General features: G+C 45.2%; 28 protein-coding genes and 2 tRNA genes. 10 read left to right on the top strand and 20 right to left on the bottom strand.

Annotation, left to right across the window (positions count from 1 at the left end; all coding sequences use genetic code 11):
• The first annotated feature begins 144 nt into the window (after window positions 1-144).
• Window positions 145-618 (top strand): GNAT family N-acetyltransferase, encoded by a 474-nt coding sequence (locus LC508_RS09850; protein ID WP_054352562.1) that lies wholly within the window; start codon window positions 145-147, stop codon window positions 616-618.
• Window positions 619-892: 274 nt separating this feature from the next.
• Window positions 893-1,048 carry a DUF6019 family protein gene (locus tag LC508_RS28735; RefSeq protein WP_225305356.1) on the top strand — a complete coding sequence of 52 codons (156 nt, stop codon included), beginning with the start codon at window positions 893-895 and terminating at the stop codon, window positions 1,046-1,048.
• A 33-nt stretch (window positions 1,049-1,081) separates the two neighbouring features.
• On the opposite strand, the gene LC508_RS09860 is transcribed toward LC508_RS28735, so the two are convergent.
• Window positions 1,082-1,735, bottom strand: a complete 654-nt coding sequence (locus LC508_RS09860) for an HDIG domain-containing metalloprotein (protein ID WP_103732659.1) — start codon at window positions 1,733-1,735, stop codon at window positions 1,082-1,084.
• A 194-nt stretch (window positions 1,736-1,929) separates the two neighbouring features.
• Between LC508_RS09860 and LC508_RS09865 the strand changes: the two genes are divergently transcribed.
• The 3 genes from LC508_RS09865 (at window position 1,930) to LC508_RS09875 (ending at window position 5,016) form a co-directional block, all read left to right on the top strand.
• Window positions 1,930-2,667, top strand: coding sequence for an ATP-binding cassette domain-containing protein (locus LC508_RS09865; RefSeq protein WP_103732658.1), 738 nt, complete (start codon window positions 1,930-1,932; stop codon window positions 2,665-2,667).
• Window positions 2,648-3,412 carry a hypothetical protein gene (locus tag LC508_RS09870; protein WP_103732657.1) on the top strand — a complete coding sequence of 255 codons (765 nt, stop codon included), beginning with the start codon at window positions 2,648-2,650 and terminating at the stop codon, window positions 3,410-3,412. The genes LC508_RS09865 and LC508_RS09870 overlap by 20 nt, the downstream gene beginning before the upstream one ends.
• Window positions 3,413-3,588: 176 nt before the next feature.
• On the top strand, window positions 3,589-5,016 hold the full coding sequence (locus tag LC508_RS09875; protein WP_103733008.1) for a S1C family serine protease: 1,428 nt from the start codon (window positions 3,589-3,591) through the stop codon (window positions 5,014-5,016).
• A 75-nt stretch (window positions 5,017-5,091) separates the two neighbouring features.
• Here the strand turns inward: LC508_RS09875 and LC508_RS09880 are convergent, their stop codons facing one another.
• The 15 genes from LC508_RS09880 to LC508_RS09950 all read right to left on the bottom strand — a co-directional run bounded on the left by LC508_RS09880 (window position 5,092) and on the right by LC508_RS09950 (window position 15,553).
• Window positions 5,092-5,964, bottom strand: coding sequence for an ABC transporter ATP-binding protein (locus LC508_RS09880; RefSeq protein WP_033142998.1), 873 nt, complete (start codon window positions 5,962-5,964; stop codon window positions 5,092-5,094).
• 4 nt (window positions 5,965-5,968) lie between these two features.
• Complete coding sequence (locus tag LC508_RS09885; RefSeq protein WP_054352556.1) at window positions 5,969-6,637, bottom strand: hypothetical protein; 669 nt, start codon at window positions 6,635-6,637, stop codon at window positions 5,969-5,971.
• Window positions 6,634-7,710 (bottom strand): ABC transporter permease, encoded by a 1,077-nt coding sequence (locus LC508_RS09890; RefSeq protein ID WP_118594098.1) that lies wholly within the window; start codon window positions 7,708-7,710, stop codon window positions 6,634-6,636. Before LC508_RS09890 ends, LC508_RS09885 begins: the two co-directional genes overlap by 4 nt.
• 89 nt (window positions 7,711-7,799) lie before the next feature.
• The gene (locus LC508_RS09895) at window positions 7,800-8,954 is read right to left on the bottom strand and encodes a metallophosphoesterase (protein ID WP_103732511.1); all 1,155 of its coding nucleotides are present in this window, start codon (window positions 8,952-8,954) and stop codon (window positions 7,800-7,802) included.
• Window positions 8,955-8,972: 18 nt separating this feature from the next.
• Complete coding sequence (locus tag LC508_RS09900; RefSeq protein WP_103732510.1) at window positions 8,973-10,106, bottom strand: aldo/keto reductase; 1,134 nt, start codon at window positions 10,104-10,106, stop codon at window positions 8,973-8,975.
• Window positions 10,107-10,239: 133 nt separating this feature from the next.
• Window positions 10,240-11,436, bottom strand: a complete 1,197-nt coding sequence (locus tag LC508_RS09905; RefSeq protein WP_033142993.1) for a HAMP domain-containing sensor histidine kinase — start codon at window positions 11,434-11,436, stop codon at window positions 10,240-10,242.
• Window positions 11,424-12,095 (bottom strand): response regulator transcription factor, encoded by a 672-nt coding sequence (locus LC508_RS09910; protein WP_054352549.1) that lies wholly within the window; start codon window positions 12,093-12,095, stop codon window positions 11,424-11,426. Before LC508_RS09910 ends, LC508_RS09905 begins: the two co-directional genes overlap by 13 nt.
• A gap of 121 nt (window positions 12,096-12,216) precedes the next feature.
• Window positions 12,217-12,426 carry a DUF3791 domain-containing protein gene (locus tag LC508_RS09915; RefSeq protein WP_033142992.1) on the bottom strand — a complete coding sequence of 70 codons (210 nt, stop codon included), beginning with the start codon at window positions 12,424-12,426 and terminating at the stop codon, window positions 12,217-12,219.
• The gene (locus LC508_RS09920; RefSeq protein ID WP_033142991.1) at window positions 12,426-12,902 is read right to left on the bottom strand and encodes a DUF3990 domain-containing protein; all 477 of its coding nucleotides are present in this window, start codon (window positions 12,900-12,902) and stop codon (window positions 12,426-12,428) included. The genes LC508_RS09915 and LC508_RS09920 overlap by 1 nt, the downstream gene beginning before the upstream one ends.
• Window positions 12,899-13,117 (bottom strand): DUF3791 domain-containing protein, encoded by a 219-nt coding sequence (locus tag LC508_RS09925; protein ID WP_033143007.1) that lies wholly within the window; start codon window positions 13,115-13,117, stop codon window positions 12,899-12,901. The genes LC508_RS09920 and LC508_RS09925 overlap by 4 nt, the downstream gene beginning before the upstream one ends.
• Before the next feature lie 252 nt (window positions 13,118-13,369).
• Window positions 13,370-13,585, bottom strand: a complete 216-nt coding sequence (locus LC508_RS09930; protein WP_033142990.1) for a hypothetical protein — start codon at window positions 13,583-13,585, stop codon at window positions 13,370-13,372.
• Between the two features lie 165 nt (window positions 13,586-13,750).
• A tRNA-Ala gene (locus LC508_RS09935) sits at window positions 13,751-13,823 on the bottom strand.
• A 10-nt stretch (window positions 13,824-13,833) separates the two neighbouring features.
• Window positions 13,834-13,907: transfer RNA gene (locus tag LC508_RS09940), tRNA-Val, on the bottom strand.
• A gap of 113 nt (window positions 13,908-14,020) precedes the next feature.
• Window positions 14,021-14,743, bottom strand: a complete 723-nt coding sequence (locus LC508_RS09945) for a hypothetical protein (RefSeq protein WP_054352548.1) — start codon at window positions 14,741-14,743, stop codon at window positions 14,021-14,023.
• 114 nt (window positions 14,744-14,857) lie between these two features.
• Window positions 14,858-15,553: an Ntn hydrolase family protein gene (locus LC508_RS09950; protein ID WP_103732509.1), complete on the bottom strand. Its 696-nt coding sequence runs from the start codon at window positions 15,551-15,553 to the stop codon at window positions 14,858-14,860.
• Window positions 15,554-15,728: 175 nt separating this feature from the next.
• Between LC508_RS09950 and LC508_RS09955 the strand changes: the two genes are divergently transcribed.
• From LC508_RS09955 to LC508_RS09975, 5 genes are all read left to right on the top strand, one after another.
• The gene (locus LC508_RS09955) at window positions 15,729-16,286 is read left to right on the top strand and encodes a TetR/AcrR family transcriptional regulator (RefSeq protein WP_033142987.1); all 558 of its coding nucleotides are present in this window, start codon (window positions 15,729-15,731) and stop codon (window positions 16,284-16,286) included.
• A gap of 263 nt (window positions 16,287-16,549) precedes the next feature.
• On the top strand, window positions 16,550-17,131 hold the full coding sequence (locus LC508_RS09960) for an RNA polymerase sigma factor (RefSeq protein WP_033142986.1): 582 nt from the start codon (window positions 16,550-16,552) through the stop codon (window positions 17,129-17,131).
• Window positions 17,124-17,876 carry a hypothetical protein gene (locus tag LC508_RS09965; protein ID WP_103732328.1) on the top strand — a complete coding sequence of 251 codons (753 nt, stop codon included), beginning with the start codon at window positions 17,124-17,126 and terminating at the stop codon, window positions 17,874-17,876. The genes LC508_RS09960 and LC508_RS09965 overlap by 8 nt, the downstream gene beginning before the upstream one ends.
• Window positions 17,864-18,739 carry an ABC transporter ATP-binding protein gene (locus tag LC508_RS09970; RefSeq protein WP_103732327.1) on the top strand — a complete coding sequence of 292 codons (876 nt, stop codon included), beginning with the start codon at window positions 17,864-17,866 and terminating at the stop codon, window positions 18,737-18,739. The genes LC508_RS09965 and LC508_RS09970 overlap by 13 nt, the downstream gene beginning before the upstream one ends.
• The gene (locus LC508_RS09975) at window positions 18,711-19,886 is read left to right on the top strand and encodes an ABC transporter permease subunit (protein WP_158587330.1); all 1,176 of its coding nucleotides are present in this window, start codon (window positions 18,711-18,713) and stop codon (window positions 19,884-19,886) included. Before LC508_RS09970 ends, LC508_RS09975 begins: the two co-directional genes overlap by 29 nt.
• A gap of 108 nt (window positions 19,887-19,994) precedes the next feature.
• Here the strand turns inward: LC508_RS09975 and LC508_RS09980 are convergent, their stop codons facing one another.
• Genes LC508_RS09980 through LC508_RS09995 form a run of 4 tightly spaced genes read right to left on the bottom strand, consistent with a single transcriptional unit; the run spans window position 19,995 to window position 25,207 of the window.
• Complete coding sequence (locus tag LC508_RS09980) at window positions 19,995-22,010, bottom strand: beta-galactosidase (RefSeq protein ID WP_103732325.1); 2,016 nt, start codon at window positions 22,008-22,010, stop codon at window positions 19,995-19,997.
• 42 nt (window positions 22,011-22,052) lie between these two features.
• On the bottom strand, window positions 22,053-23,417 hold the full coding sequence (locus LC508_RS09985; RefSeq protein ID WP_103732324.1) for a sulfatase-like hydrolase/transferase: 1,365 nt from the start codon (window positions 23,415-23,417) through the stop codon (window positions 22,053-22,055).
• Window positions 23,418-23,429: 12 nt separating this feature from the next.
• Window positions 23,430-24,293 carry a carbohydrate ABC transporter permease gene (locus tag LC508_RS09990; RefSeq protein ID WP_033142980.1) on the bottom strand — a complete coding sequence of 288 codons (864 nt, stop codon included), beginning with the start codon at window positions 24,291-24,293 and terminating at the stop codon, window positions 23,430-23,432.
• Window positions 24,294-24,304: 11 nt separating this feature from the next.
• Window positions 24,305-25,207: a carbohydrate ABC transporter permease gene (locus LC508_RS09995; RefSeq protein WP_052099650.1), complete on the bottom strand. Its 903-nt coding sequence runs from the start codon at window positions 25,205-25,207 to the stop codon at window positions 24,305-24,307.
• Window positions 25,208-25,293 lie beyond the last annotated feature (86 nt).

Raw genomic sequence — 25,293 nt, forward strand, 5'->3', positions numbered from 1 at the left:
GGTTGCCGATATTTCGCCTTTCATCATCTGCTTCTGGACAAGGACAGAGCAGCCTGATACAATGGGAATATATGAGAAGGAGGGATCCGTATGTGTGGAAAGAAGACCGGTTTCTAAGTTAACTTATAAAAATCGGAGGTAATTATGAAATATACAATTAGGGAAATGTATCCGCAGGAGTATCCGCTTCTGGCAGATTTTTTGTATGAATCTATTTTCCAGCGGGAAGGGGACGATCCGTTTCCGAAAACAATCATCCATCAGCCTGAACTGCAAGTCTACATCAAAGATTTCGGGACCGGGAAAGATGATGCCTGCCTGTGCGCAGTGGTTGACAATAAGGTGGTTGGCGCAGTCTGGGTCAGAAATATTCACGGATATGGGGACCTTGATGATGAGACACCTGAATTTGCGATTTCTCTCTATAAAGAATACCGTGGATACGGCATCGGGACAGAACTTATAAGACAGATGCTGGAGTTATTAAGAAAAAAGGGGTATAAAAGAGCTTCCCTGTCCGTGCAAAAAGAAAATTACGCGCTGCGTATGTATCAAAAATGCGGCTTTAAACCCGTCATTGACAAAGAAGAAGAATTCATAATGGAATACCGCTTCTGAGATACCGCATTATAAAAAGGACTGCATATGATTGCCGGTGTGCAGCCCTTTTTTCTGCTTTAGGCAGCGCACATGCCAGTGCACTTAGACTCTCTGTCATCCCGGAACTCATCCATCTTTCACGCAACGTTCATGTAAATATAATAAACGTTAGTGCATGAACAGCGTTTACCGGAACAGCGGATGATATAATATAGACCACATTAACTGTTTTAGCCCATACACAGAATGACCATTCTATCACCCTTAAAACTCGGAAAGGAGATAACGCCAAATGGAAGTAACCTCTTCATTGTTTAACTCACTATTTAGCCTTAGTTTGATTCTTATATTTTGTTTTGTCTTATATCTTGTGATAAAACGAGCTGTTAAAAATGGTATTCTTGAAGCACATGATGAAATCCAAAAAAAGAATGGAAAAACAGAATAAGACTTATGGTATACAAAAAACCGCACCAGAACATTAATCCTTCCGGTGCGGTTTTTGGGAGACTGGATAAATATCGCAGGCCTGTAAAAACAGCCTGATATTCTCTTCTTCCTCTTTTCTTTTACTGCCTGTTCTTCCCAGTCTGTCGCACAGCCCCAGAAGCGCAATCTCATCTGCATCGGTATGATACTTCATTCCCTCAATATCTGCAAAGCGAAGTCCTTTCACAACGTACAGAATCTGCATATGATATCGAATCAGCTGTGAAACTTCCTCCACAAACTCCTGATCCTGCACAAACTGTGACAGAAACTTACGTGCCATAACCGCACCGGCTTTATCATGGTCATATGCTGTGATTTTCCCTTTTCTTCGTCTGGTCGTTACCGCTTTTCCTATGTCATGAAGAATGGCTGCCCACATGAAGACCAGCGGATTTTTGCTCCTGTTTTTTACTTTTGCCGCTTCATCTACAACGAGCATCGTATGATTCCATACATTACCTTCGGGATGGTGTATGGGAGACTGGACAGTATTTTTCAGCTTATGCAGCATATCAAACGGATACTGCTGAAAATCCGGATTCTCATAGATTTCATTTAAATAAATCGATGGCTGTCTATCCCTCATCAAATGGCTCTCTATATCAGCATAGAGATTCTGCATGCTTTTTGTTATATCACTCATGTATTTTCCACCTCTCAGTCAGTATTCCTCTGTATTAAATCTTTATACTGCCCTTTGTCCCGAACAGCATCCCCTTATGAAAAATCCTCCGTCAAACAGCGATTTGCAAAATAGACGGATACTGCTTCTAGACAGAAACAGAGCCGCCTGATACAATTATTACAAGCTCTAAGAAACGGAGGAAAATATAAACAATGAATCTCCAACTGGAACACATAACCCGCAAGTTTCATGCTAATCGCCAGACCATTTATGCTCTTCAAGATTTCAATCTCTCACTGAATCTGACACACGGAATTTATGCATTTGTCGGACCAAACGGTTCCGGCAAAACCACTCTTTTCAAAATTCTCTGCGGCCTGCTTCTGCCCGCTGAAGGAGAAATCAAACTGGACAGCCAAAAGCTGAAAACATCGTGGATAAAAAATAATATCAGCCTCCTGATATCCGGAGACAGAAATCTGTATCAGCGGAACACCGTTATGGAAAATGCCGTTTATTATGGTGTTCTGAAGGGGCTTCATCCTGATGAGATTAAGGAAAACGTACACAGATATTCTAAATTATTAGATTGTGACACGATTCTGAACCGCTGGGTGGAAGGACTGTCATCCGGAGAGCGAAAGAAAGCGGGCCTGCTGATGGGCTTATCCGTACGCTCTAAAATCATGCTGGTGGATGAACCCACATGGGGGCTTGATATCGATACTGTACTGGCGCTTCAGGAGACCTTTGAGATTATTAAGGACGAAACAGAACTGGGCATTTTTATCTCCTCCCATGATACTCTTTTTCTCTCAAAACTGGCTTCTGAATATGTTTTCCTCAAAAACGGCGCTTGCTCCGGCACGGTTACACATCCTTTAAACGCTGATGAATTAATCTCTTTCTATAAAAAGGCAGGTGAAAATAATGACAGCATTCTGGTATGAGATAAAATTCAATTTACTAAGACAATACCGCTACAAACTCAGCTTTTTTACCACACTGGTCTCTAATCTGATCCTTTTTGCCGGTATGACAGCCGCAAAATCGAATCAACCTGTAAATGGCTCTGATGCCGCATATGCCATAACTTTTTCTATGATCACATACCTTTTCTGGAATTTTGGCTCTTCTTTGATTTCATCTAATATGAGTAATATCAGCGGAGATCTTATGTCCGGTATTTTTGAGAGTAAACTGCTCTCAAAACTGGACATTATATGGCTGCTCTTTGCCAGGATGCTGTCCGGCCTGGTGCTGTGTATCGGTTCTCAACTGATTGTCTTTGCTGTATCCGGGCTGCTTGGTATCATTTCCCTCTCATTTATTATAGACTATCTTGTTATATTATGTATTTACCTTCCGGGATTATGGGGTATGTTCGGTTTCAGTCTGTTATTCTGCGGACTGATATTAAAATTTAAAACTCTGGGCTCTGTCAGCACACTGTTCACTCTGGTTTTATTCTGTATAAATGCCCTGTATTCCGGTGAAAGCCTGTTGGTGAAAATTTTAATACCCTATACCTTAGGGATAGACATATCTAAATTATATGTGGTAAGCAGAAGTTTTTCCTTCCGACTCAACATTTTGTACATCCTTATAAATATAACCTGGGGATTCGCAGGATGTATCTTTTTCAAATTCATGCTGCAAAGAACAAAACAAAACGGTTACTTTAATGCCTATTGATTCCATCCCCAAAGAACAGTTCACCAAATTTACACACTTCCTCCTCAATTTTATCACAGAATCACGACAATTTCGCCACAATTATCCGATATGCTATAGACATAAACAAAGAGATACCAAATACAATAACAAACACAAAAAATAAAAAATAAATAAAAAGTTGAGGAGGAATTCTTATGTCAAACTACTACGATTTTAATTCAGATAACAACAGCGAACTGTCCCATTACCCAATCTTTTCCGAAGGCCCGGCATCTTCTCCGAATCCGGATAAAAAGCCGTCCAAACGAAACCGGAACAAAAAGAAAACTCTGGCAAAACGCATTGGCTCCCTGACTCTGAGTGCCGTTCTGTTCGGTTCTGTGGCAGCCGGTTCTTTCCAGGCAGTCAATCATATTTACGCTGCCAATTCACCTGCCGCAGCCGCAAATACATCTGCTGGCAGCACAAGTGATACAAAGGCCGGCCTTCTGAAGACCACAGCAGTTTCCGGCGGTTCCGGCAGCAATACGGGAAGCCTGGATGTTTCCGATATTGCAGCGGCAGCCATGCCCTCCATTGTATCTATAACCAATAAATCCGTACAGGAGGTGCAGAATTATTTCAGCCAGTTCGGATACGGCGGTTATCCCCAGACTCAGGAGACGGAAAGCCAGGGTTCCGGTATCATCATTGGGAAAAATGACACGGAACTTCTGATTGTAACCAACAATCACGTTGTGGAAAATGCAGACACCCTCTCCGCATGTTTTATTGACAACAATGTACTGGAAGCAAAAGTGAAAGGCACTGATGCGGACAACGATCTGGCCGTTATTGCCGTTCCGCTGGACAGCATTTCCGACGAAACCATGTCCGCCATCGCGGTTGCCAATATCGGCGATTCCGACTCCCTGAAGGTGGGCGAGCAGGTTGTTGCCATCGGCAATGCCCTTGGCTACGGACAGTCCGTCACAACAGGCATTGCAAGCGCTGTGAACCGTACACTCTCCGGCTCTTCCTCAGAAGCAGGTACCGATGATTCTAACGCTGCCACTTACATCCAGACAGACGCTGCCATCAACCCGGGAAACAGCGGCGGCGCGCTTCTCAATATGAACGGCGAGGTCATTGGCATCAACTCCGCCAAACTGGCTTCCACAGAGGTGGAAGGCATGGGATATGCCATTCCAATGTCAAGGGCATCAGATATCATTGAAAACCTTATGAACAAAACAACACGCGAAAAAGTTGCGGAAGGCGAACAGGGCAGTCTCGGAATCAAAGGTGCCGATGTCACAAGTGAGGCAGAAGAAATCTACGGCCTTCCCAAAGGCGTATATATCTCAGACGTCACCCAAGGCAGCGCAGCAGAGAAAGCAGGCATCACCCCGGGCAGCGTCCTGACTAAATTTGACGGCGAATCCGTCACTGCGATCAGCCAGCTTCAGAATCTGCTCCAGTATTATAAGGCAGGCGAGACCGTGGAGGTAACTCTGCAGGTTCCCGGCCAGAACAACAGCTATGAAGAAAAGACGGTCTCCATCACACTCGGAAGCAGCACAGATACACAGAACAGCCAGGAAAGCAATGCTCCCTCTCCTGCAGGGAATAACTTTCGCTGATACAAATGTCTCATATCATACAAAATGCTCCGGCCGCGGTATTTACAGAACCGCGGCCGGAGCCTCTTTTATCAGTTACTGAAAATTTGACACATAGATATACGCATCCTCCAGCGTCACCTTTGCCGGGCTGCAGGGAACATCCGGCTTTTCCGGACTGATCACCCGGACCGTCATCCCGTCCTCCTGAATCTGTTTGGATGAAACACGGTATTTCTGTTCCAGAGAGCGCACCTGCGCCTCCTCCTCCATTCTGCAGATCCAGGTATGTCCCTCTGCCCTTTTTAACAGCTCTTTCACGGAACCGCTGTAAAGCATTTTTCCTTTTTTGAGCACAGTCAGCTGGCTGCAGGTGGCCGCCAGATCCTCCACCACATGAGTGGAAAACAAGACGGTTCTCCCCACGGCAAACTCCACCAGAAGATTTCTGATACGGATTCTCTCCTCCGGGTCAAGACCGGTCGTAGGCTCATCCACAATGAGAAACTCCGGTTCATTTAAAAGCGCCTGGATCAGGCCGACTCTCCGCTTCATTCCGCCGGACAACTGTTTCATTTTCTTCTTCTGGTGCTCCTCCAGACTTGTCTTTTCCAGATAATAATCAAGCCTTTTTTTACACTCATCTTTTGGTATACCGGACAGTCCTCCCAGATATTCCAGGCATTCCCGTACCGTTAGATTCGGATACAGGGAAAGCTCCTGGGGCAGATACCCGATTTTCTTCTGTATGGAAGGATAATTGTTCTCCCGATACACCAAATGATTCATTAATACATCCCCGGATGAGGGTTTTAACAGTGTTGCCAGCACCCGCATGAGTGTTGTTTTTCCCGCTCCGTTTTCACCCAGAAGCCCGTATACGCCGGAGGGAATTGTAAACGAAACATCATCCAGTGCCTTCACATTCTTTTGAAACGCAACGGTTACATTTTCTAATCTAACTGACATATCTTCACCTTTTTCCTTTCATTCTCTTCTTACCCAAATGTCTGCCGAAATTTCCGACTGCTCCAATGCAGATAGCTCCCAGGACCAGTGCGGTAACCTTCCCGTAAATCCACCGTAAGTCCCCATCCCCCATTTCCATCCCTCCAAATGCAAAGATCTGAAGAAAAAGGGGCAGTTTTAAAGCTCCGCTCGATATAAGAAAAAACCAGAGTGCTGCTGCTGCGCCAATGCCCCCCCAAAGGCTCCCGGTTATTTTGGAAATAAGCACCGGAAGTGCTCCGAACAAGACGATACTCGCCGCTGTTGCCGCCATTGCTGTTGCAAAATGATAAAGTTCATTCTCCCGCATATATGGCTGCTGTATAAGATAAAATAATCCGTATCCTGCTGCTGCCGTACAGATCAAAAAAACATACTGAACAGCAAAGCGTTTGAGAATGGTCAGCCTCTGCTGTTTTCCCGGCTTTATGGCAAGTATTTCCCATCCGCCTCCCGGAATCTCCTGATAGCAGGTATCCGCACACAGGACAAGCGTCAGCAGTGTAATATAAGAATCAATGGTCGGCCCGATTTCTTTTATGCTTGAAATCCCCCTCACAATCGCCAGAATGAGGATAAAAAACAGGGCACAGATCATTTTATACGGCGGCAGGCTTATTTTTATTTCCTTCATCCAAATACCCTCCTCTTCTTCCATGTTCTCACGCAGACCCATATGATCACCGCTGCTGCAATGAGAAGCGCAGTCTGATTCATTAGAGCCAGCGGAGGCGGTGTGGTATCCAAAAACAGTCCCGGAAAGCGGACTATAATAGCCAGAGGCCTTCCGTAATAGCCGTAATTTCCATCCGGCCCGATACTTCCCATATTGGAATAAACCATATACAGGATCAGAAGCGGTGTTGCCGGCAGCGGATTCTTAAAAAGGAAGGCTGTCAGGGCATACACACAGATAACCATAAGAAGATTTGGCAGGACATACACCACAGCCGCCGCGAATACATCCCATACAGCCACGGGAAACCCCTGTTCCCTTCCTCTGTGCATACACAGAAAAGTAAATACCGCGGTCATAACCGCAAGCGGCAGCAAAAGTGCTGTAAAACCGCCCGCTATTTTCCCGGTCACATACTGCCATGCGGAAACAGGCTTTGTGTGAAGCAATTCATAAGTATTCTTCCTGGTATCCTGAAGGAATAAAAATGCCATCAGTATGGATGAAAAAAACACGAAGAAAAGCCCCGCAAAATCAGTGTATTTCCTGGCAAAATATTCTGAATACCGCATCTGGCTGAATTTTTCATCCATATACGCGTTGACTTCCTCTGCAGTCCCCTGTCTGAGCTCTGCCTCCTGGAAATAATAATCGGCATTGGGATAATCATAATGTTCAATCAGGTAATTCAGGATTTCGTCCTGGCTGTACCCCTCTTCCAGAAACATTTTTGTCATCTGATCCGTTTCCTCTTTGCTGATTCCCGAATCCTCATTGAGATCTCTGCAGATATCCGGCATGGCGATCTCAATCTGTTCTTTTTCTGTGGAAGGAAAATATCCATCCATCACATCCGCGTCATGGATATGCTCTAATTTTGCCGCCTCCACCTGTGCATCACTTTCCCAGTAATGCAGCTTCAGATAAGGCTGCATGATCTGAAAAACCTCAAAGAATATCAGCAGAATACCCACATAATAGATGGGATTTTTGAAATAATTTTTAAGCTCTCTTTTAATTATTACCTTCATATTGTTTTCCTCCTGTCTTGATCTTATTGTAAAACAGAAATCACAACAAAAAGACAACAAAAAAAGAACTGCCAAACATGACAGCTCTTTTACGGAGCAAACACACGGGCCGTGTGAGCATTTTTTTCTGCTGACACGGTCACCACCACATATTCTGAATGTCCTCCTGTGCGTATGGGATATCCCCAGCCGCCTATACCGGAACTCACGATCACCTGAAGTCCGCCGATTTCTTTCCACCCATAATTCAGCTCTGTAAACCCGGTCAGCTCTCCCACCTGCCCGGTAGGCCAGATCTGCCCCGCGTGGGTATGACCGGAAAGCTGAAGGTCCACACCCGCCTCTGCATTTTCCGGAAGTTCTGTAGGCTGATGGTCCAGAAGAAGTACAAAAGTATTTCCGTCTGCCTCCCTGCACAGCTCCTCTATCCCGGTTCTTCCCTTTGGAGAGACCATGCTCCCGACAGAGGCGTCTGTTCTTCCGATGACAGTCAGCTCATCGTTTACGGTATAAACCCGGTCCTTTAGTACAACGATGCCGCTGCTTTCCAGTGTACTGCAAAGCTCCTCCGGTGAATAGGCCGGGGTGCCGGTATACGCATTATAGTCATGGTTTCCGAACACATAATACGTGCCATATTCAGCTTTTACAGCACCCAGGACTTTTGCCGCGGCTTCCATCTCCTGCCTGGATGTATTTTCATCAAATATATCCCCGGTCAGGGCGATCAGATCCGGCTTTTCCCTCTGCATCTTATCACAGCAGTCCTTTAATTTCCCTATATCCATGGTGGTACCCATGTGAAGATCCGAAATCTGGAGAATTTTCAAATCCTGGCTCAGTTGTTTTTCTGTCTCAATCCGGTATTCGGTCCTTCTGATATCATTTATATTAAAATAACCGTATCCTGCGATCAAACAGATCACCAAAAGAGGAATCGCACCGCTTGCGTGGAGGAACCCCCATATCTTACGGGCTTTTTCCTTTCGGAACTTTCCTCTGCAGATAAAGTAAATGCCATCCATCAAAATACTGAGCACAAAAAAATGTAGGATGATCACAGCTCCCAGCCCATACAACATCCACCCCTGGGCCACACAGGCAAGTGTTATGAGCAGAGACAAAATCCGCACCGCCTTTTTCTGCTTTCCCAGTCCAAAAAGCCCAAGGAAACGCCTGAAAAAGAAATAGAGGTATGTCCCCACCGGGATATAAACCACCAGAGGAAACAGCAGATAACTCATTGATTCAGCCTCCGATGATCAGCCGTTCAGCTTCTCTGCAAAATCAGCCATGGCCTCTGAAATCTTGATCTGCTGCGGACAGACTGCCTCACAGCTTTTACATCCGATACACGCACCGGGCTGCTTCTCCTTTGGTACCGCCTGCAGAGCCATAGGCGCCAGAAAGCCGCCGCCTGTAAAGCAGTGCTCATTATACAGCTCCAGAAGCATGGGAATGTCCAGCTCCTGAGGACAATGGCTGGTGCAGTAACGGCATGCCGTGCAGGGCAGAGCAATGTGCTTTACCATGCTGTCAGCGATCTCAAACAGAACTTTTTTCTCCTGTTCATCCAGAGGCTTATCCGTCTCAAAGGTATGTATATTATCCTGCATCTGCGCAAAATCAGACATGCCGGACAGGATCATCTTCACTTCCGGGATTCCCTGCAGGAACCGGAAAGCCCATGCCGGAACATCCTCATCCGGACGCAGCGCCTTTAACCTGTCACTGTCTTCGGCGGACAGGGAGGCAAGGCGTCCTCCGCGCAGAGGCTCCATTACCCATACCGGAATATGATGGGCATTTAACAGCTCCACTTTGTCTTTTGCATTCTGAAAAGACCAGTCAAGATAATTTAACTGAATCTGGCAGAACTCCATATGCTCTCCGTATGCATCTAAAAAACGCTTCATAACGTCATAACTTCCATGAGCGGAAAAGCCCAGGTGACGGATTCTTCCCTTTTCCTTCTGCTTCATCAGATAGTCGAAAATACCGTATTTCTCATCCAGATACGCGTCAATGTTCATCTCGCACACGTTGTGGAACAGGTAAAAATCAAAGTAGTCCACCTGGCATTTTTCCAACTGTTTTTCAAATATCTCTTCCGCTTTATCCATATTGGAAAGGTCATACCCCGGGAATTTTGTAGCCAGATAATAGGTACTGCGTGGGTATTGATTTAAAATCCTGCCCATAACGGTTTCTGAATTTCCCTCATGATACCCCCAGGCGGTGTCATAATAATTGATGCCGTGTTCCATGGCGTATGCCACCATCTCAGCGGCTGCCGGTTCATCAATCCTGGAATCCTCTCCGTCAATGACCGGAAGACGCATGGCTCCCATTCCAAGCGCAGATAATTCCATATCCTGAAAATTTTTATAAATCATTTTGTACGCTCCCTTCTTCTGCTTATTGTATCTATTTTATATCATTGCTGCACATGACGCAAATACTTATAACGTATGTTTTTCCATAGCTTCCGGTTATGAATAAGCACTCAGCCTGTCTGAACGGCTGCAGTTATAGGGCTGTATCCGTCCGGGATTCTTCTATGCAAAATCCTGCTTTTACATAGGCCCCGCCCAGATCGGCGCTGCCCAGAAGCAGTTTTCCTCCATGCTTCTCGCAGTATAATTTGCTCAGATACATGCCAAGGCCAAAGTGTTTCAGGTCATCTGCCAGATTATCGTGATAGAAGGGTTTCGTGATTGCTTCCGCTTCGGCGTGGAACCCTTCCCCGTCATCCCCCATGGAGATAAACAGCATATGGTCCTTCACTTCCATGGTGATCACAACTATATGGCGGGCATACCGCACGGCATTCCCCAGCAGATTGTCGAACACCTCGCAGATGATAGAAGAATCCCCCCAAAAGTGGTCCGGCATCCCCTCCGCTTTTATGACCGTATGGCACGGTTCCCGGTCTGCCAAGGCCTTTGCTGCCTGTTCCATATACCGAAGCAGAACAGCAGTCTCTATTTTCTCTGCATGCATCTCCCTCTCCTCAATACCGGAGAGCTGTCTCATCTGTTCCACAAAGGCATTCATTCTGTCGATCTGCTGCATTCCTTCCGTCAGCATTTCCTCCATATCCTGCCGGCTTAACTGCTCTGTGGGCAGAAACTCTATAAGTGTTTCCTGGTATCCCCGCAGCACCGCAAGAGGGGAACGGATATCATGGGCAATGACTGCCTTCAGCGTCCGCTCCTGTTCCACTGCGGACCAGAGTTTTTGGTTGTTTTCCCTAAGCTGGGCGCGCATACGGTCAAATTCCCGGCACAGGCTGCCCATCTCATCCTTCTTCCTGTAATCCACAGGAAAATCCAGGTTATTCTCCTGTATTTTCCTGGAGCCTTCTGTCAGTATCTGAAGCGGTTCTTTTATCTTGTCACGATAGAAGCAGAATACCGCGATCACACTGCCGATCATGGGAATGACAAGCATGGTCCAGGTCTCCACTGCATCGCAGATTTCCGTTATGACATGGTCCCTGTGCAGCATATCATTCTGCGCAGGCCTTGTGATCTCAGCGATGTATCCTGTCTTCTCCTCATAATCCGATACTTTGTCCCCGTCCATATAGCCGGCCCAGATCTGCTTCTGCGTCTGTTCCGCCATCCTGACGATTCCCGCAGACAAGAAAAAGGAGATGACAATTGCAGCGGACATATAGAGCACGATAGTTTTTCTGAGCGAAAGATTTCTTATTTTTTCCATCGGTATCCACTTCCCCACACGGTCTCAATATATTCTGTACCGGTGTACTCCCCTATTTTTCTGCGTATTCTCCGAATCAGCTCTGTGATCACCCTGCTGTCGCCCTCCGCATCATAACCGCAGACTTTTTCGTAAATCCTCTCCTTGTCAAACACCTGGCCCGGATTCTTGGAAAGGAATTCCACAATGTCGTACTCCAGCTTTGTAAGCTCCAGTTCATGTTCATCATAGAGGACTTTTCTGGCGCTGTAGTCTAAAAGCAGGCCCTCCCGGTATCGAAGCTGCGGCCTTTTCCTGTTTCGCTCTTCTCTCTTTATATGCGCCCCGATCCTGGCTTCCAGTTCTTTCAGGCTGAATGGCTTGACAATATAATCATCACCCCCCGAAAGCAGGCCGTTCACCCGGTCCTGCTCCTCCACTCTGGCTGTGAGAAACAGAATGGGACATGAGACAAATTCCCTGATTTTCACACACAGCTCCATTCCATCCATGCGGGGCATATTGATGTCCAGCAAAATCAGGTCCGGGGTATCTTCAATCCTCTTCAATGCCTCCAGACCGTCCTCAGCCAGCAAAATGCGGTATCCCCTTAAGCGGAAATAATTCTCCAGCATTTTCAGGAGAGCTTTATCATCATCCACAAACAACAGTTTATACATATATCTTTCCTTTCAGGCTCTATGGGCCACCTGTTTTTAAGACAGGGCCTCGATTATTTTAAAACAGAACGAAAAAAACGGCGCACTTTTTCAAGGTGTGCACCAGCTTTTTTGTATCTGCTTATTGTTCCTTCCATTCAGTTTCCATCTCTTCCACAAGATAATGATCACTGCGGCAGTGCATATCAGATATCCCTTCACTCATCTCCTGATACAATTCCGAATGATAAAAAAAATCCAGTGCCTGTTCCAATGGGATGTTGGCAGACCGGGCAAACATTTCAATGATTCTGGAATATTTACGCTGGAGTAATATACGGTTTGCCTGCATCATAACACCTCACTTTTCTGATAAATCAAGTATTTATCCAATATTTCCTGTGAACAGATGCAATATTGCAAATTAGGTTTCTCATACTTTAACCGCTGGATTGCCATATTTTTATCTATTAACCCGTCAAAAAACAGCTCAATTGTATCAAATACCTTATCATTTGCAACTCCTCCGATAATAATATCATACTGCCCTGTGTTCATGCCTCCTCTGCAAGTAATAATATAATCCAGCCATTCCTCTGAATAGCTGGAAAATTCTTTTATCCTGGCCTCATGACGCAGTTTCTTTTCATCCAATTCATACCAAGAGATCACACTTTTCCCTTTTTTCCGTTTAAAACGCAGAGACCATTTTTTCGCCTGTTCATATATGGGTGTAACATAAAATCCTTTTCCGAAATCAAGTGTGTCTCTTGAATAGGAGATATCCGGTTTTCTCACCTCTGTAAAAGAACCATGATATAAAATCATCCCACCACCCCTTCCTGCTGCATATAAGCGATAATATCATCCACTATATATTCTTTACCCAGCGTATGCAGAACTTCATAATTAGGAATAATATATTCTTTTAAAATACTGCTTTTTTCTGTCAGAAGCTCATATACTCTTTCTCCTTTGCATCCAAGCCTTTCAGCTACACTCTCGATGCAGAATACAGAAAATTCCAATTCCTTATCATTCATTGCCAATAACCCCGCTTCCGATTTTACAAATATGCTGCTGTTCAGTTCTATAACTAAAATTATACTATAAAAAACTGCAACATACAAATCAATCCTCCGAAAATCCTCCTGCATTTACCGTACAAAGTCAAGCTGTCAGCAAAACAAACGGCAAAACGGCATAGCCGAAATTGACTATGCCGCCTGCCGGAACAATACTTCTTTATTGAGGGATGCCTTGTCAGCCTCCCGGTTATCCTCATGTATTTTGTTTTATTTTGTCATAACCCTGCAGCCGTTTACCGGCAGCTTGGGCAGGTATTCAAAATACCAGTTCTGCCGTTCACCGGAATATTTCAGTATGGCAGGTATCCACGCATTGGAGACCTGCACATACACATATTGTTCCGGATGAACGGGTATCTTTTTACTGCCGCCTTTCTCTTTGAGAACACAGGTGCAGCCATGATTCATTAAAGTTCCTATCATGTATGAAGCCTCCTTTACTCTTTTTATAATAAGAGTATACATGGTAATTATGACCATTATTTGGAAAAAATGTGAAGGGTTGGTGATATTTGTATGAAAATACTAAAGTTTTTATGAAAAGCAGCCGTTTCCTGCTCTTTTATGGGATGTGATAAATGAAATACATGGAGATAGCGGGATTCGAACCCGTGACCTATACGTTGCGAACGTATCGCTCTCCCAGCTGAGCTATATCCCCAAAAAAAGAATGGAAGCAAGGAGGCTCGAACTCCTGACCTTTCGCGTGTGAGGCGAACGCTCATCCCAGCTGAGCTATGCTTCCATATGGAATATTATAGCACTTTATCCGGGAAATGCAAGAGAATTTCCGGAAGATTGGTTGTAAATTGGTTGTATATAAATGACAGCAGTGAGACAGCCGGGATAAATATGACTTTACTCGATATAAAAATCTATTACATCTGCGTTATTAATACTTATCATAGGTTCTCCCGAACCGCGTTCCAGTTTCTTCTCTTTGAACAGATCCTCCGGAACATTAACCGCGCTGTTTGGAATCGTGTTAAACTCCATCTTGATATTATCAGGTAATTTGTCGAAATAAACAGAAACATTCCGAAATGTATTTGACTCCAAACCATCCAGCATAATATTGTGATCCAGTTGATCAGCCATTAAATCAAGCACTACTGCGGAATCCCTGTTTGCCTGAATCCATACGTCTGAATTCAAGGTATTGAGATGAATCTGATTAAATTCACCGGTAGTTTCAATTTTTTCTAATTCTTTTGAGGGTATACAAATAACAATAGAACCCAGGATGTTGTTACTCGAATCCGCGTTATCCATCATCACACAAACATTAAGGCTGTTATCCTTTTCTTCACAACTGATTTCATACTTATTATCGGTATCTAAATCCGCGTTAATAAATTCAAAGCAGTTACTGTCACTCTGTTTTATAACAATGGATCTGGCATTGCCGCTTATATTAACACAGCGAATGTTTCCGACTGCAATATCATCATGTATCTTTTTCTGGCCTTCCCCGCCCGCAGATATTAATGCATCCTTTTCTCCTGCACAAGCAGAAAATGCAGTCACACAAAAAATGCATAAACAGAGTAAATAGATTTTTTTTATTGTTCGTTTTTTCATTATAATTACCTTATATTTCATATATTCAGATAGCTGTAACAAATATAATCATATCACACAGCCTGATCATAAACAAGGAATACATGGCTCTGTATGTAAACGGCAAAATCTGTACTACAATTGAAACTCCGATATGTTATCAAAATCATTATTCAATACATAATAAACTTTATTTTGAAGCGCAGAATATACAAATGAAACCCTTGTTGCCCAAAGCCCCTTTTGACATACCGATTTTAATACTTTGTATGCGTCAGAAACCGAAAATTTTTTATCATATGCTTCCAGTAATTCTTTAGCAGCTTCATATCTTGTATCGCCCGAAACAATATATGGCTTTGTAGTTTCCGGACTCAGTACGGAATAATTTGTAATCAGCGAAAAATCCTTCTGTTCGTATTTATAACCGATACCTGGTTCAATGATCAGTACACGTCCGTTTTTATCGGAGAGCATAGCCTGCATAGAAGCATCCGGAGCATAAATAATTTCCCGCTCTTGTACTATGTTCAGGGCTTCCTCAAAAGAAACCTCTCCTTTGATGAAATTTTCTGTCAACGCAGATATTGTATAGCAGTTTTCATCCTTTCTGTATGCTGCATTTTCGTTTCCATGAACGTAAAGCAGCGTCCCGACATTCCCGTTTTTATTCACTCCGTGAAAAGAATGGTATTTGTTATCCGGCATTTTTATGCCAATATAAAATCTATTTTTTTCAGTCACTACAGTATGCGTCCACACAGAAAGGTCAATATCGAAATTGAAACCTGTAATTGTGTCTACACCATTAAAAACAAATCTCGTACACATATCTTCACCTCTTGTTTCACTAATTAAAATAGTATTTTAACTAATTATATTAGTATATTATATTGAATTTGTAGAAATGTCAATATATATACACATTTTTCTAATAGAATTATTGACGATACTAATTTAATTAGTTAAAATTATGTCTATACTTATTTTGAATGAGGTGCATAACATGAAAACAACCAAGGAAGCAGTAATAAGAGCTGCATCTGACCTGGCAGATGAAAAAGGATTAAATAATGTTTCTCTAAAATCAGTTGCGGAAAAATTGAATATTCGTACCCCGTCTTTGTATAATCACATAGAAAGTCTGGATCATCTCCTTTTAGAAGTAGCTCATCAGGGCATGAGGTGTATGAATGATAGGATGACTCAGGCAGCCATTGGCAGCATTGGAGAGACAGCAATTCAAAAGGTTGCTGCTGCATATCTCGATTATATGATTGAGCATCCCGGAGTTTATGAAACGATTCAATGGATTTCATGGCACGGTACAGAAGAAACAAGCTCCATCTTTCATAATTATATCTTACTTTTATCAACCCTTATTCGCTCCTGCCCATTTAAAGAAGAAAACACAACAGATATTTTGAATATGCTGATGGGTACGCTTCATGGATACACAACTTTACAGCTAAGATACGCATTTTCAAATCCCGATAAAGTAAGGGATGGATTATGTAATGCTATCCATACATTATTTTTAGGTATACATCAGAAATACGATTAGCAAAATATTTATTAAAAATCGCTTTTCGATGGCACGAATGCCTGCTGCCACTACTCTTATGCATGGTCAGCGCAGTAAATGCGCAGACCTGACTGAGCGGTTACAATAAATCTTCTTTTATCACTGCCATTTCCCCCTGTTTCCTTCCGGTACAGTGTGTCAGAAACCCAACTCCCTGTAAACTGAGAATTTTCTTTAAAAAAATAAAACCTTTTTCTTCCTCCTACGGTTATATATAATGGAAGACAGAAAGGGAGGCGCCTATGGATGACAGAAAAGCCATAAAAGAAATAAAAAAAGGCAATAAAGAATACCTGAATCTGCTGGCAGAAAAGTATTATGATGACATTTACCGCTTCTGCTGTTACCAGACCGGCGATCCCGACAGCTCTTATGATCTGGCGCAGGAGACGTTTCTTCGTTTTATCCGATATGTGGACATCTGCCGCTGCAAAAACCTGAAAGGCTACCTGCTGACCATAGCCAGAAATGTCTGTTATGACTACTTCGGCAGAGAGACTGCGGCGCACAGTCGTCTCTCCTATCTTCCTTGGGAGGAGGCCTGCCCGGAAACGCAGACTGCCGGTACAGCGGACACATTCCGGTCCCGAACCGATCTTCTGGAGGAAGTGATCCGGGAAGAAAACTCCCGGCAGTTGGTTCACGCACTTATGAAACTTCCCAAAATCCAACGGGAAGTCATTGTTCTTCACAGTCTCTACGGTCTGAAACACCGGGAAATCGCCCTGATCACCGGCACCAATTCGTCGACTGTGAAATCCCGTATGAAACAGGGTATGGACAAACTAAAACGCACTTTGAGAAAGGAGGATTTCTATGGCTGATAACAAGATAAAGATACCATTTCCACCCATAGACGAAGCCAGAAAAGAGGCATCTCTGCAAAAGATTCACAGAGAAATTTCTCATAAAAGCCTGCCCGTACCAGTCTCATTTCCGGAGCTGCTGCTGGACCAGATGCATTATATCTCATTGGAATACTGGGTGATACAGGCTTTTTTCCTGCTTGCCGTCATACTCTTTACAACCTGTTTCGGTACCCTTATCAAAGACAGCGAGAGTATACTACCCTCCGCCTGTGCCATCGCTTCCGGCCTGGGGCTGGCCGCTGTTCTGGAGCTTTCCAAAAGCCGCTCCCGGCATATGGCAGAGCTGGAACAAAGCTGCTGCTTCAATCTTGGACAGATTTGGTCGGTAAAGCTGTTTTTATCTGCAGGACTTAACCTGTGCATCCTGACACTGCTCTTTTTTGGTGTACAGGGAAAAACAAAATACGGGATTTTTGCTCTCTGTCTGTACCTGCTCGTCCCTTTTGTTTTGTCCAATATCTGTTATTTTTTTCTGCTGACCACAAGGCGGTTCGCCTCACAGAAAGCCATTTTGTCGGGGACATTTCTGCTGCTGTGCCTGTTTTCCCTGTTCCCCACTGCCTTTCCCAGAGCCTATCTGGAGGTTTATCTGCCTGTATGGGCCATAGTACTGGCAGCGGGGATCCTGCTTCTGGACTTTGAACTTCACAGACTGTTCCACAGCTTAAACACAGGAGGTAAAGAACTTTGCTGGAACTAAAAATACAAAATATATCAAAACATTACAAAGAAAAAACCGCTGCCGATGACATCACCTTTACACTGAAAAACGGAGTGTACGGACTTCTGGGCGAAAACGGTGCAGGCAAAACCACACTGCTGCGCATACTCTGCGGCATTCTCATGCCCGACCGGGGAGATGTGACGCTGGATGGCATATCCATACGGAAAATGGGTGCCGGATACCGTACCCTGCTTGGCTACCTGCCGCAGGATTTCGGCTATTATCCCGACTTCACAGTGAAGCGCTACCTTCTCTATCTCGCCTCCCTAAAAGCGCTTCCCAGGGACAAGGCCCTTGTAAAATACAAAGAAATGCTGGAGCTTACCGGCCTGCTGGGAGAGGAAAAACAGAAGATCAAACATCTCTCCGGTGGTATGATACGAAGACTCGGCATTGCACAGGCCCTGTTAAATGATCCCAAAATCCTGCTTCTGGATGAACCTACCGCCGGCCTTGACCCAAAAGAGCGCATCCGATTCCGCAATATCATCAGTTCTCTGGGGCATGACCGAATTGTGCTTCTGTCCACCCATATCGTATCTGACGTGGCAAATGCCGCTGACCGGATACTGATCATGCGCCGGGGAAAAATCATGGAAAACAACACGCCGGACGCCCTGATACAGGCAGCTTCCGGCCATGTATGGGAGTTTGTTACCACGCCTGCAAAAGCAGACATCTGCCAAAAACAGTTCACTGTATGCAATGTAAAGACTGAGGGAAATGAGCTTAGAATGCGCGTACTCTCAGGGGAACGCCCATTTGCCGGCGCCCTGGCAGCTGCGCCGGATCTGGAGGACGCCTATCTCTATGCAACAGAAAACAGGGAGGTACTTTGAAATGCTGTTCCGAAATGAATTCTATAAAATATGTTCAAGAAAAATACTTTTCACAGGAGTGCTGCTGGGCTTTTTATTCCTGGCCGCTTATTTTCAGATGTCCGTACTTGGCTCAGAAAGCGCTTATGTGGACGGGACCTGTCTGAGAAGAACCGACGCCATTCAATATAACAGGGAAACTGCCCGCCGCTTCGCAGGTCCCATGACCCGTGAAAAAGCTCAGGCTATCGTAGATGAATTCGGCTGGCACATCAATGAAGATGAACTGGAAATGTCGGAAACAGGGGATACCACACCGGGCTATTATGATAATTCCACCAGCCGCTTTGTAACCTACAATCTTTCCAATATCAGATCCAACGAAGGCACTCCCACTGCCCTTGCCGCATCAGAAAACAAGTACACCGAAGAGATGATGAACGGAGAATATGAGTACGGATACATGGGCGGATGGGATGACACATTCCGTGAAATGCACATGATGCTGCTCTGGATCGTCGCTGCCCTTGTGATCATTGCCTGTGCTCCTGTTTTCTCTGAGGAATATGCCGGGCAGACTGCAGGAATCCTGCTGACTACACAGAATGGAAAAGGTAAGACCGCAGCCGCCAAGATACTGGCCGCCTTTACATGGGCTGCCGGGATATATGTGCTTTTAACGCTTTTTCTTGTCGGTGCTTTCCTGTGTTTTTATGGCACGGATGGACTTTTTGTCAGTGCCGGCCTTTCTTTTCCTGACCTGATAACAGGAAGCGTCTTGTGGAATACCGATTCTCATAAACCGACAGGGATCGTACTGCTTCTCTATCTGATGGCAGGGCTTTTATCTGTTCTTGTGACCGCGGCTATCACCCTGTTTATCTCCTCTGTAAAGAAAAGCACCTTTTCTGCCCTGCTGTGGTCAGCCGCTGCTTACCTGCTCCCTGCAGCCATTTACTCTGTCTTTCTTCTAGGTATGAGAGTTTCGAAAGTGATCATGCTGCTTCGTCTGCTGTTTAACAGCCTGCCCTTTTTCCTGCCTCTCCACGAGCTCACATCCACACCCGTTCTCTACCGCTTGTTCGGGTATCTCTTTTCGGGATGTATCCTGGTCTCAGGCTGTGTACTGGGGTGCAGAAAATACTGCCGATACCAGGTCGGAAAATGAGCCTGGATGCCTGTTCCGGCCGTTTTTCCACCGGTACAACAAAAAAGGGCTGCCGCGCTGAACCATAACAGCGCAGCAGTCCTCTGACCATCCCGTCCGAAAGGCTTTTTACTGCTCTTCCAGAATCAGCAGATTCCATTTCTGCAGCATCAACTGATCTCCTGCCTTCTTTGTTTCACCGGAAAACAGTTCTGTCCATGTACCTTCCGGGCACACAGCCTTCTGTTCTTCGCCGGAATAATTGAGGAAATAATATATCTGTTTTCCCATCTGGTTTCGTCCGCCTCTGACAATCACCGGGAATCCGCAGGAACCGGGGTTCGGGCGGATCTCACATTCCTTCAGGAGCTCTCCCATGAGTTTTTTCAACAGTTCTGAACTGAACATACATCCCAAGTACACCGCTTTTCCTTTGCCAAAAGTATTCTCAGTCACTGCTGCATACTGTCCCCAGTTATCATGCACATACCCAAGAATCGTCTCTGCTCCTTTTGGCTGAATGCATTCCAGAAATACTTTTACTTTCTCTTTATCCTCTCTGCCGCAGAGCCTGCCTTCCAGATACGTCTCGGCAGTCTTCTCCGGATATGTGAACTGGTTATACATAATTCCAAAGCATTCTGACAGAATATGAGGCTGTGAATCGTGATATACTTTCACATTTTCATTGGTATATCCCGTCTTGAAGGTACCTACCAGGCAGCCGCCCTTTTCCGTAAAGGAGCGGATTCTAAGCAGTGTCTCTTCGGGCACACAGTAGAGCGCCGGAAGGATCAGCATCTTATAATCATCCAGGTTTTCCGCCTCAGGTGATACAAAATCACACTCCACATTCATCTCATACAGAGCGTCATAGATCCAGCGTACCACATCGTTGTAGGATATCTCTGTGCCTCCTCCGATGGGGAACCATTTCAGCCCTGTCAGTGCCTCATTGCTCACCATAATGGCAGCCTTGTTCTGCTTCTTCAGATGAATGAGATGGCTTCCCAGACGTTTCATCTCACTGCCGATGACAACCGCTTCTTTATATGTCTTATTCTCTGCAAAATCATGGCTTAACAGCCCCCGCCAATACGTCTCAAAAGAGTTATGGATGGAATGCCAGTGCCAGTATTCCACGCATTCCGCTCCTCCTGCCAGATGGGAAAAGGCCTGCAGCCTGAGCTGGCCGTCATAGGGCACCCACTGGGCAAACCCCTGCGCCTCTGTCTCCAGCACATAGTAATTATCCTGTTTCAGGGAGCGGGTCATATCTCCGCCAAAGGCGATCTCCTTTCCCGTCAGCTTTGACTGGGTGGGATGGTAGATGTCGCAGCCTGCAATATCCAGACATTTGGCAGCCCGGAAATGGTCCACATCCGGCTGTACGCCAAAGGAATAATTTCTCCATTCAAAATCAAAATTCTGAGTGATGAACTGGTCTTCCTTCTTATATTCCCGCACAATCTCTGCCTGCCAGGACAGAAATTCTGTCACAAGGCTGCGTTGGAATTTCTCAAACTCACAGCCCAGGCTGCCGTTGATAGTCCCCCTCACATCCGGGAAATCCTCCCAGGAATGAAGGGCATTGCTCCAGTAATTCATTCCGAACTCCCGGTTCATGGCCTCCACATCGCCCTGGAATTTTTCCTTTAAGTATTCGACAAATTCCTCCTGTACCCGCTCTCCTGAGGTGCCGTAATGTTTTGTCTCATTGTCGATCTGATAGCCTATGATACATTTTCTGTCCTTCACATGCTCCATCAGTTTTCTTATGACACGCTCGCTGTAGAACCGGTAATGGCGGTTTGTGATGTCCATGATTTGTCTGGCCCCGTAGATGCCCCGGCCCTGTCTGGTCACTGCCATCACATCCGGATGCTTTTTCTCCATCCATGCCGGAATGGCATAGGTCGGCGTACCCACGATCACATGAACCCCCGCTTCCTCCATGGCATCCAGAACTCTGTCAATGTGGTAAAAGTCAAATACACCGTCCTGGGGTTCCAAGGTACTCCAGGTGGATTCTGCGATCCTTACCAGATTAATCCCTGCCTTTTTCATCATCTCCACGTCTTTTTCCAGTCTGTCATAAGGCATATATTCGTCGTAATATGCTACCCCATAGAGTAATTCTTCCATATATTTTTCTGCTGTCCTTTCTGGTTGATATTCATGGCAGCTTTACTTTGAAGGGGCAATGACCGGAACCTTTTCTCCGGCTTTTTTCATCTCCTCCTGAAGCTCTTTGGCAAGCTGCGCTCTGATATCTCTATACTTATCATCTTTTGCCAGATTCGTCAACTCAAATGGGTCATTTTTTAAATCATAGAGGAAATCTTCCTCATAATAGTCGCTGGAAGGGTACAAGTTGCCGTCAAGTCCCGGAGCATGTATGCTGTAGAGCCAATCCCTTGTGTGGATGCAGCGGCCCACCCTGCTTTCACTGATCTGAGCAAATACCCTGTCTGTATGATTCCGGAGATTTCCGTCCGCGATCTCCTTCAGATTTTCACCTGCCATGGCATGCCCCACATCCACACCGGCAGCAGCCAGAATCGTCTTTGGAAGACCCGCAGTGCTCACCAGCTCCCGGACTCTTTTTCCTCCCTTAAATCCCGGCCCGGCGATTACCAGGGGCACATGCAGGCAGGCAGAATGGCATGACCTTTTGTAGTCATCCCCTCCGCACAGATGTTCATCTCTGTTTCTCGTACGGAAATGGGAACCATGGTCAGAGCTGTAAATTATGATAGTGTCCTTATAAATTCCTTTTTCCTTCAATTTTTCTATAAGTCTGCCCAGATTGTCGTCCAGGCTTCTGCAGCATCCCAGATAATCCGGATACATCTCTCTGGCATCGCCATGCAGTGCCGCCAGATCTCCCGGCAGTTCAAAATCTTTGAACCTCTCCTTTGAACCCTCAGGGCCTTCATAGCATCCTCTGTCATTCTGGTGATGGGGTTCTATGTGGGAAATGGTCATAAAAAACGGCTTTTCTCCCTTATACTGTTCCAAAAAATCCAGTGCAAAATCTGTGATACAGTCTGCCCTGTATCCGTCAAACTCACACTTCTGCATATTTTCATCAAAGACATACCCGCCATACCCGTGGGAGGTAAATTCCAGGAGGTCTGCTGCCCTCCAGTATCCACGATAGCCGCCCCTTCTCTCGGGAGGAATCGCCTTTATCTCATAGTCCACAATTGGCGGTGTGCTGTAATCCTTCCTCTCGCTTGCCAGATGCCATTTGCCCACATAGGCAGTCTCATATCCCGCCTCATTCAGGTAATCTGCCAATGTTTTCACATGCAGGGGAAGAGGCTGCGCATTGCGAAAACAGTTGATTGCTGTGGGATACTGTCCTGTCTGAAAAAGCGCCCTGCATGGCCCGCACACCGGCTGGGCTGTATAGGCCTCCTCAAAAAGAATGCCCTCCTTTGCCAGCGCATCCAGGTTAGGGCTGATATCCAGCTTCTGACCATAGCATCCCAGCGTGTCGTGTCTCTGCTGGTCTGTAAAATAAAATATAATATTTGGTTTTCCCATCCTTTTCTCCTCCTACTTCAGTCCTGAAGTGACAATTCCCTGTACAAAATATTTCTGTGCACAGAGGAATAACAAGATCATAGGCATCACTACCAGAACAGAGGCTGCCATCATCTGCCCCCACTGGATATAGCCGTCTGTTTTGAACATGGTGAGTGCAAGCTGCACGGTTTTCATATCCTCTGAGTTTGTCATGACCAGAGGCCAAAGGTAATCATTCCATACAGAGACACCCTTTAACAGTCCCAGTGTAGCCAGTATGGCCTTGGAATTTGGCAGGTATATTATGAAATACGTCTGCCACTTGTTCGTCCCGTCAATTTCCGCCGCCTCATCCAAAGACCGGGGGAAATTCTCATAAAACTGTTTACACAAAAACACACCGAAGGACCCTGCCACAAGAGGAATCACCAGACCTGCATATGTATTGATCATGCCCGTTCCGCCGGCTCCGAACAGACTGTTGCCTCCCATCATGGGGAATTTTGCCATGATGAGAAACGTGGGGAGCATTGTCACCTGGGGCGGCATCATCAGGCCAATCAAAAGAAACATAAAAAGTACCTTAGATCCCCTGAACGTCAGTCTGGCAAAGGCATATCCTGCTATGGAATTAAACAGAAGAGAAAACACAACGGCAGCCAGGGTGATAAACAGGGAGTTCCTGAAAAATATATTCCAGGTACCTGCACGCATGGCGTCAGTAAAATTATTCAAGGTAAAGTTCTGAGGCAAAAGGTGAAACACCGCGGAACGTATTTCCTCTATGGGCTTGACTGCCGTTGTGATCATCATGATAATCGGTATCAGCATGAAAACAGTCAGTGCACTCATAAAGATGATCCATAAAATGTGGTTTACTTTCTTCTTTTTCATATTTATCCTCCTTATGATACATCCACATCCTGTCCGCGGCTTCCGAACCGGAATACCAGTACAGTGATGAGTATGGAAAACAACAGCAGCATAACCGAAAGCGCACTGGCATAGCCCATCTTGAATTCCAGAAAACCTCTGCGGTAAATCTGGTGTACAATGGTGGTTGTCTTGTTCAGCGGTCCGCCTGCAGTCATAATATTGATCTGTTCAAACACGGAAAAACTATTTACGATTCCCGTTACAAGAAGGAAAAATGTGGTTGGCCTGAGCATGGGCCAGGTAATGTAAAGAAACTTTTTCAAGCCCCCTGCTCCGTCCAGACTGGCGGCTTCGTACAGGGAGTCCGGTATGGAAGTAAGACCTGACAAAAAGATGACCATACTGTATCCACAGCTCTTCCAGATGCTCATGAACACCACACAAAACATAGCCATTTTAGGGTCCTGCAGCCACTGTTTGACGGAAAAGCCAAAATATTTCAATACACTGTTCAAAAGGCCAAAGGTTGGGTCATAGATCCACAGCCACACCATGGACATGCACACCATAGACATTACATTAGGTAGATAAAAAGCTGTCCTGAATATGGGAATCAGCTTTGATTTTCTGTACAGCATCACTGCCAGCATAAGTCCCAGAAACAATTGAGGGAACAGGGTACACAAGGTATAAAGCAGTGTGTTTTTGACAGAGATCAGGAAATCTGCATCCCTGAACATCGTAAGATAATTCTTCATCCCCACAAATTCAGGAGCGGAATAAAGGTTAAAATTCGTCACACTGTAATAGATGACGATTCCAATGGGGACCAGAATAAATATGGTGAATACAAGGTAAGCAGGTAAAATCATGATATACGCGCAATTATCATTTTTCCTCACTTTTGGCACTGTATTGCTTGTTTTAGCCATGTAAATTTCTCCTTTTTATCAGTTTTTTTAATGTTATCAGATACTTACAGTCATATTTCAGGGGATGCCTCAGGAGACATCCCCTA

It is taken from the genome of Blautia parvula (genome assembly GCF_020215665.1).
Classification (GTDB): domain Bacteria; phylum Bacillota; class Clostridia; order Lachnospirales; family Lachnospiraceae; genus Blautia; species Blautia celeris.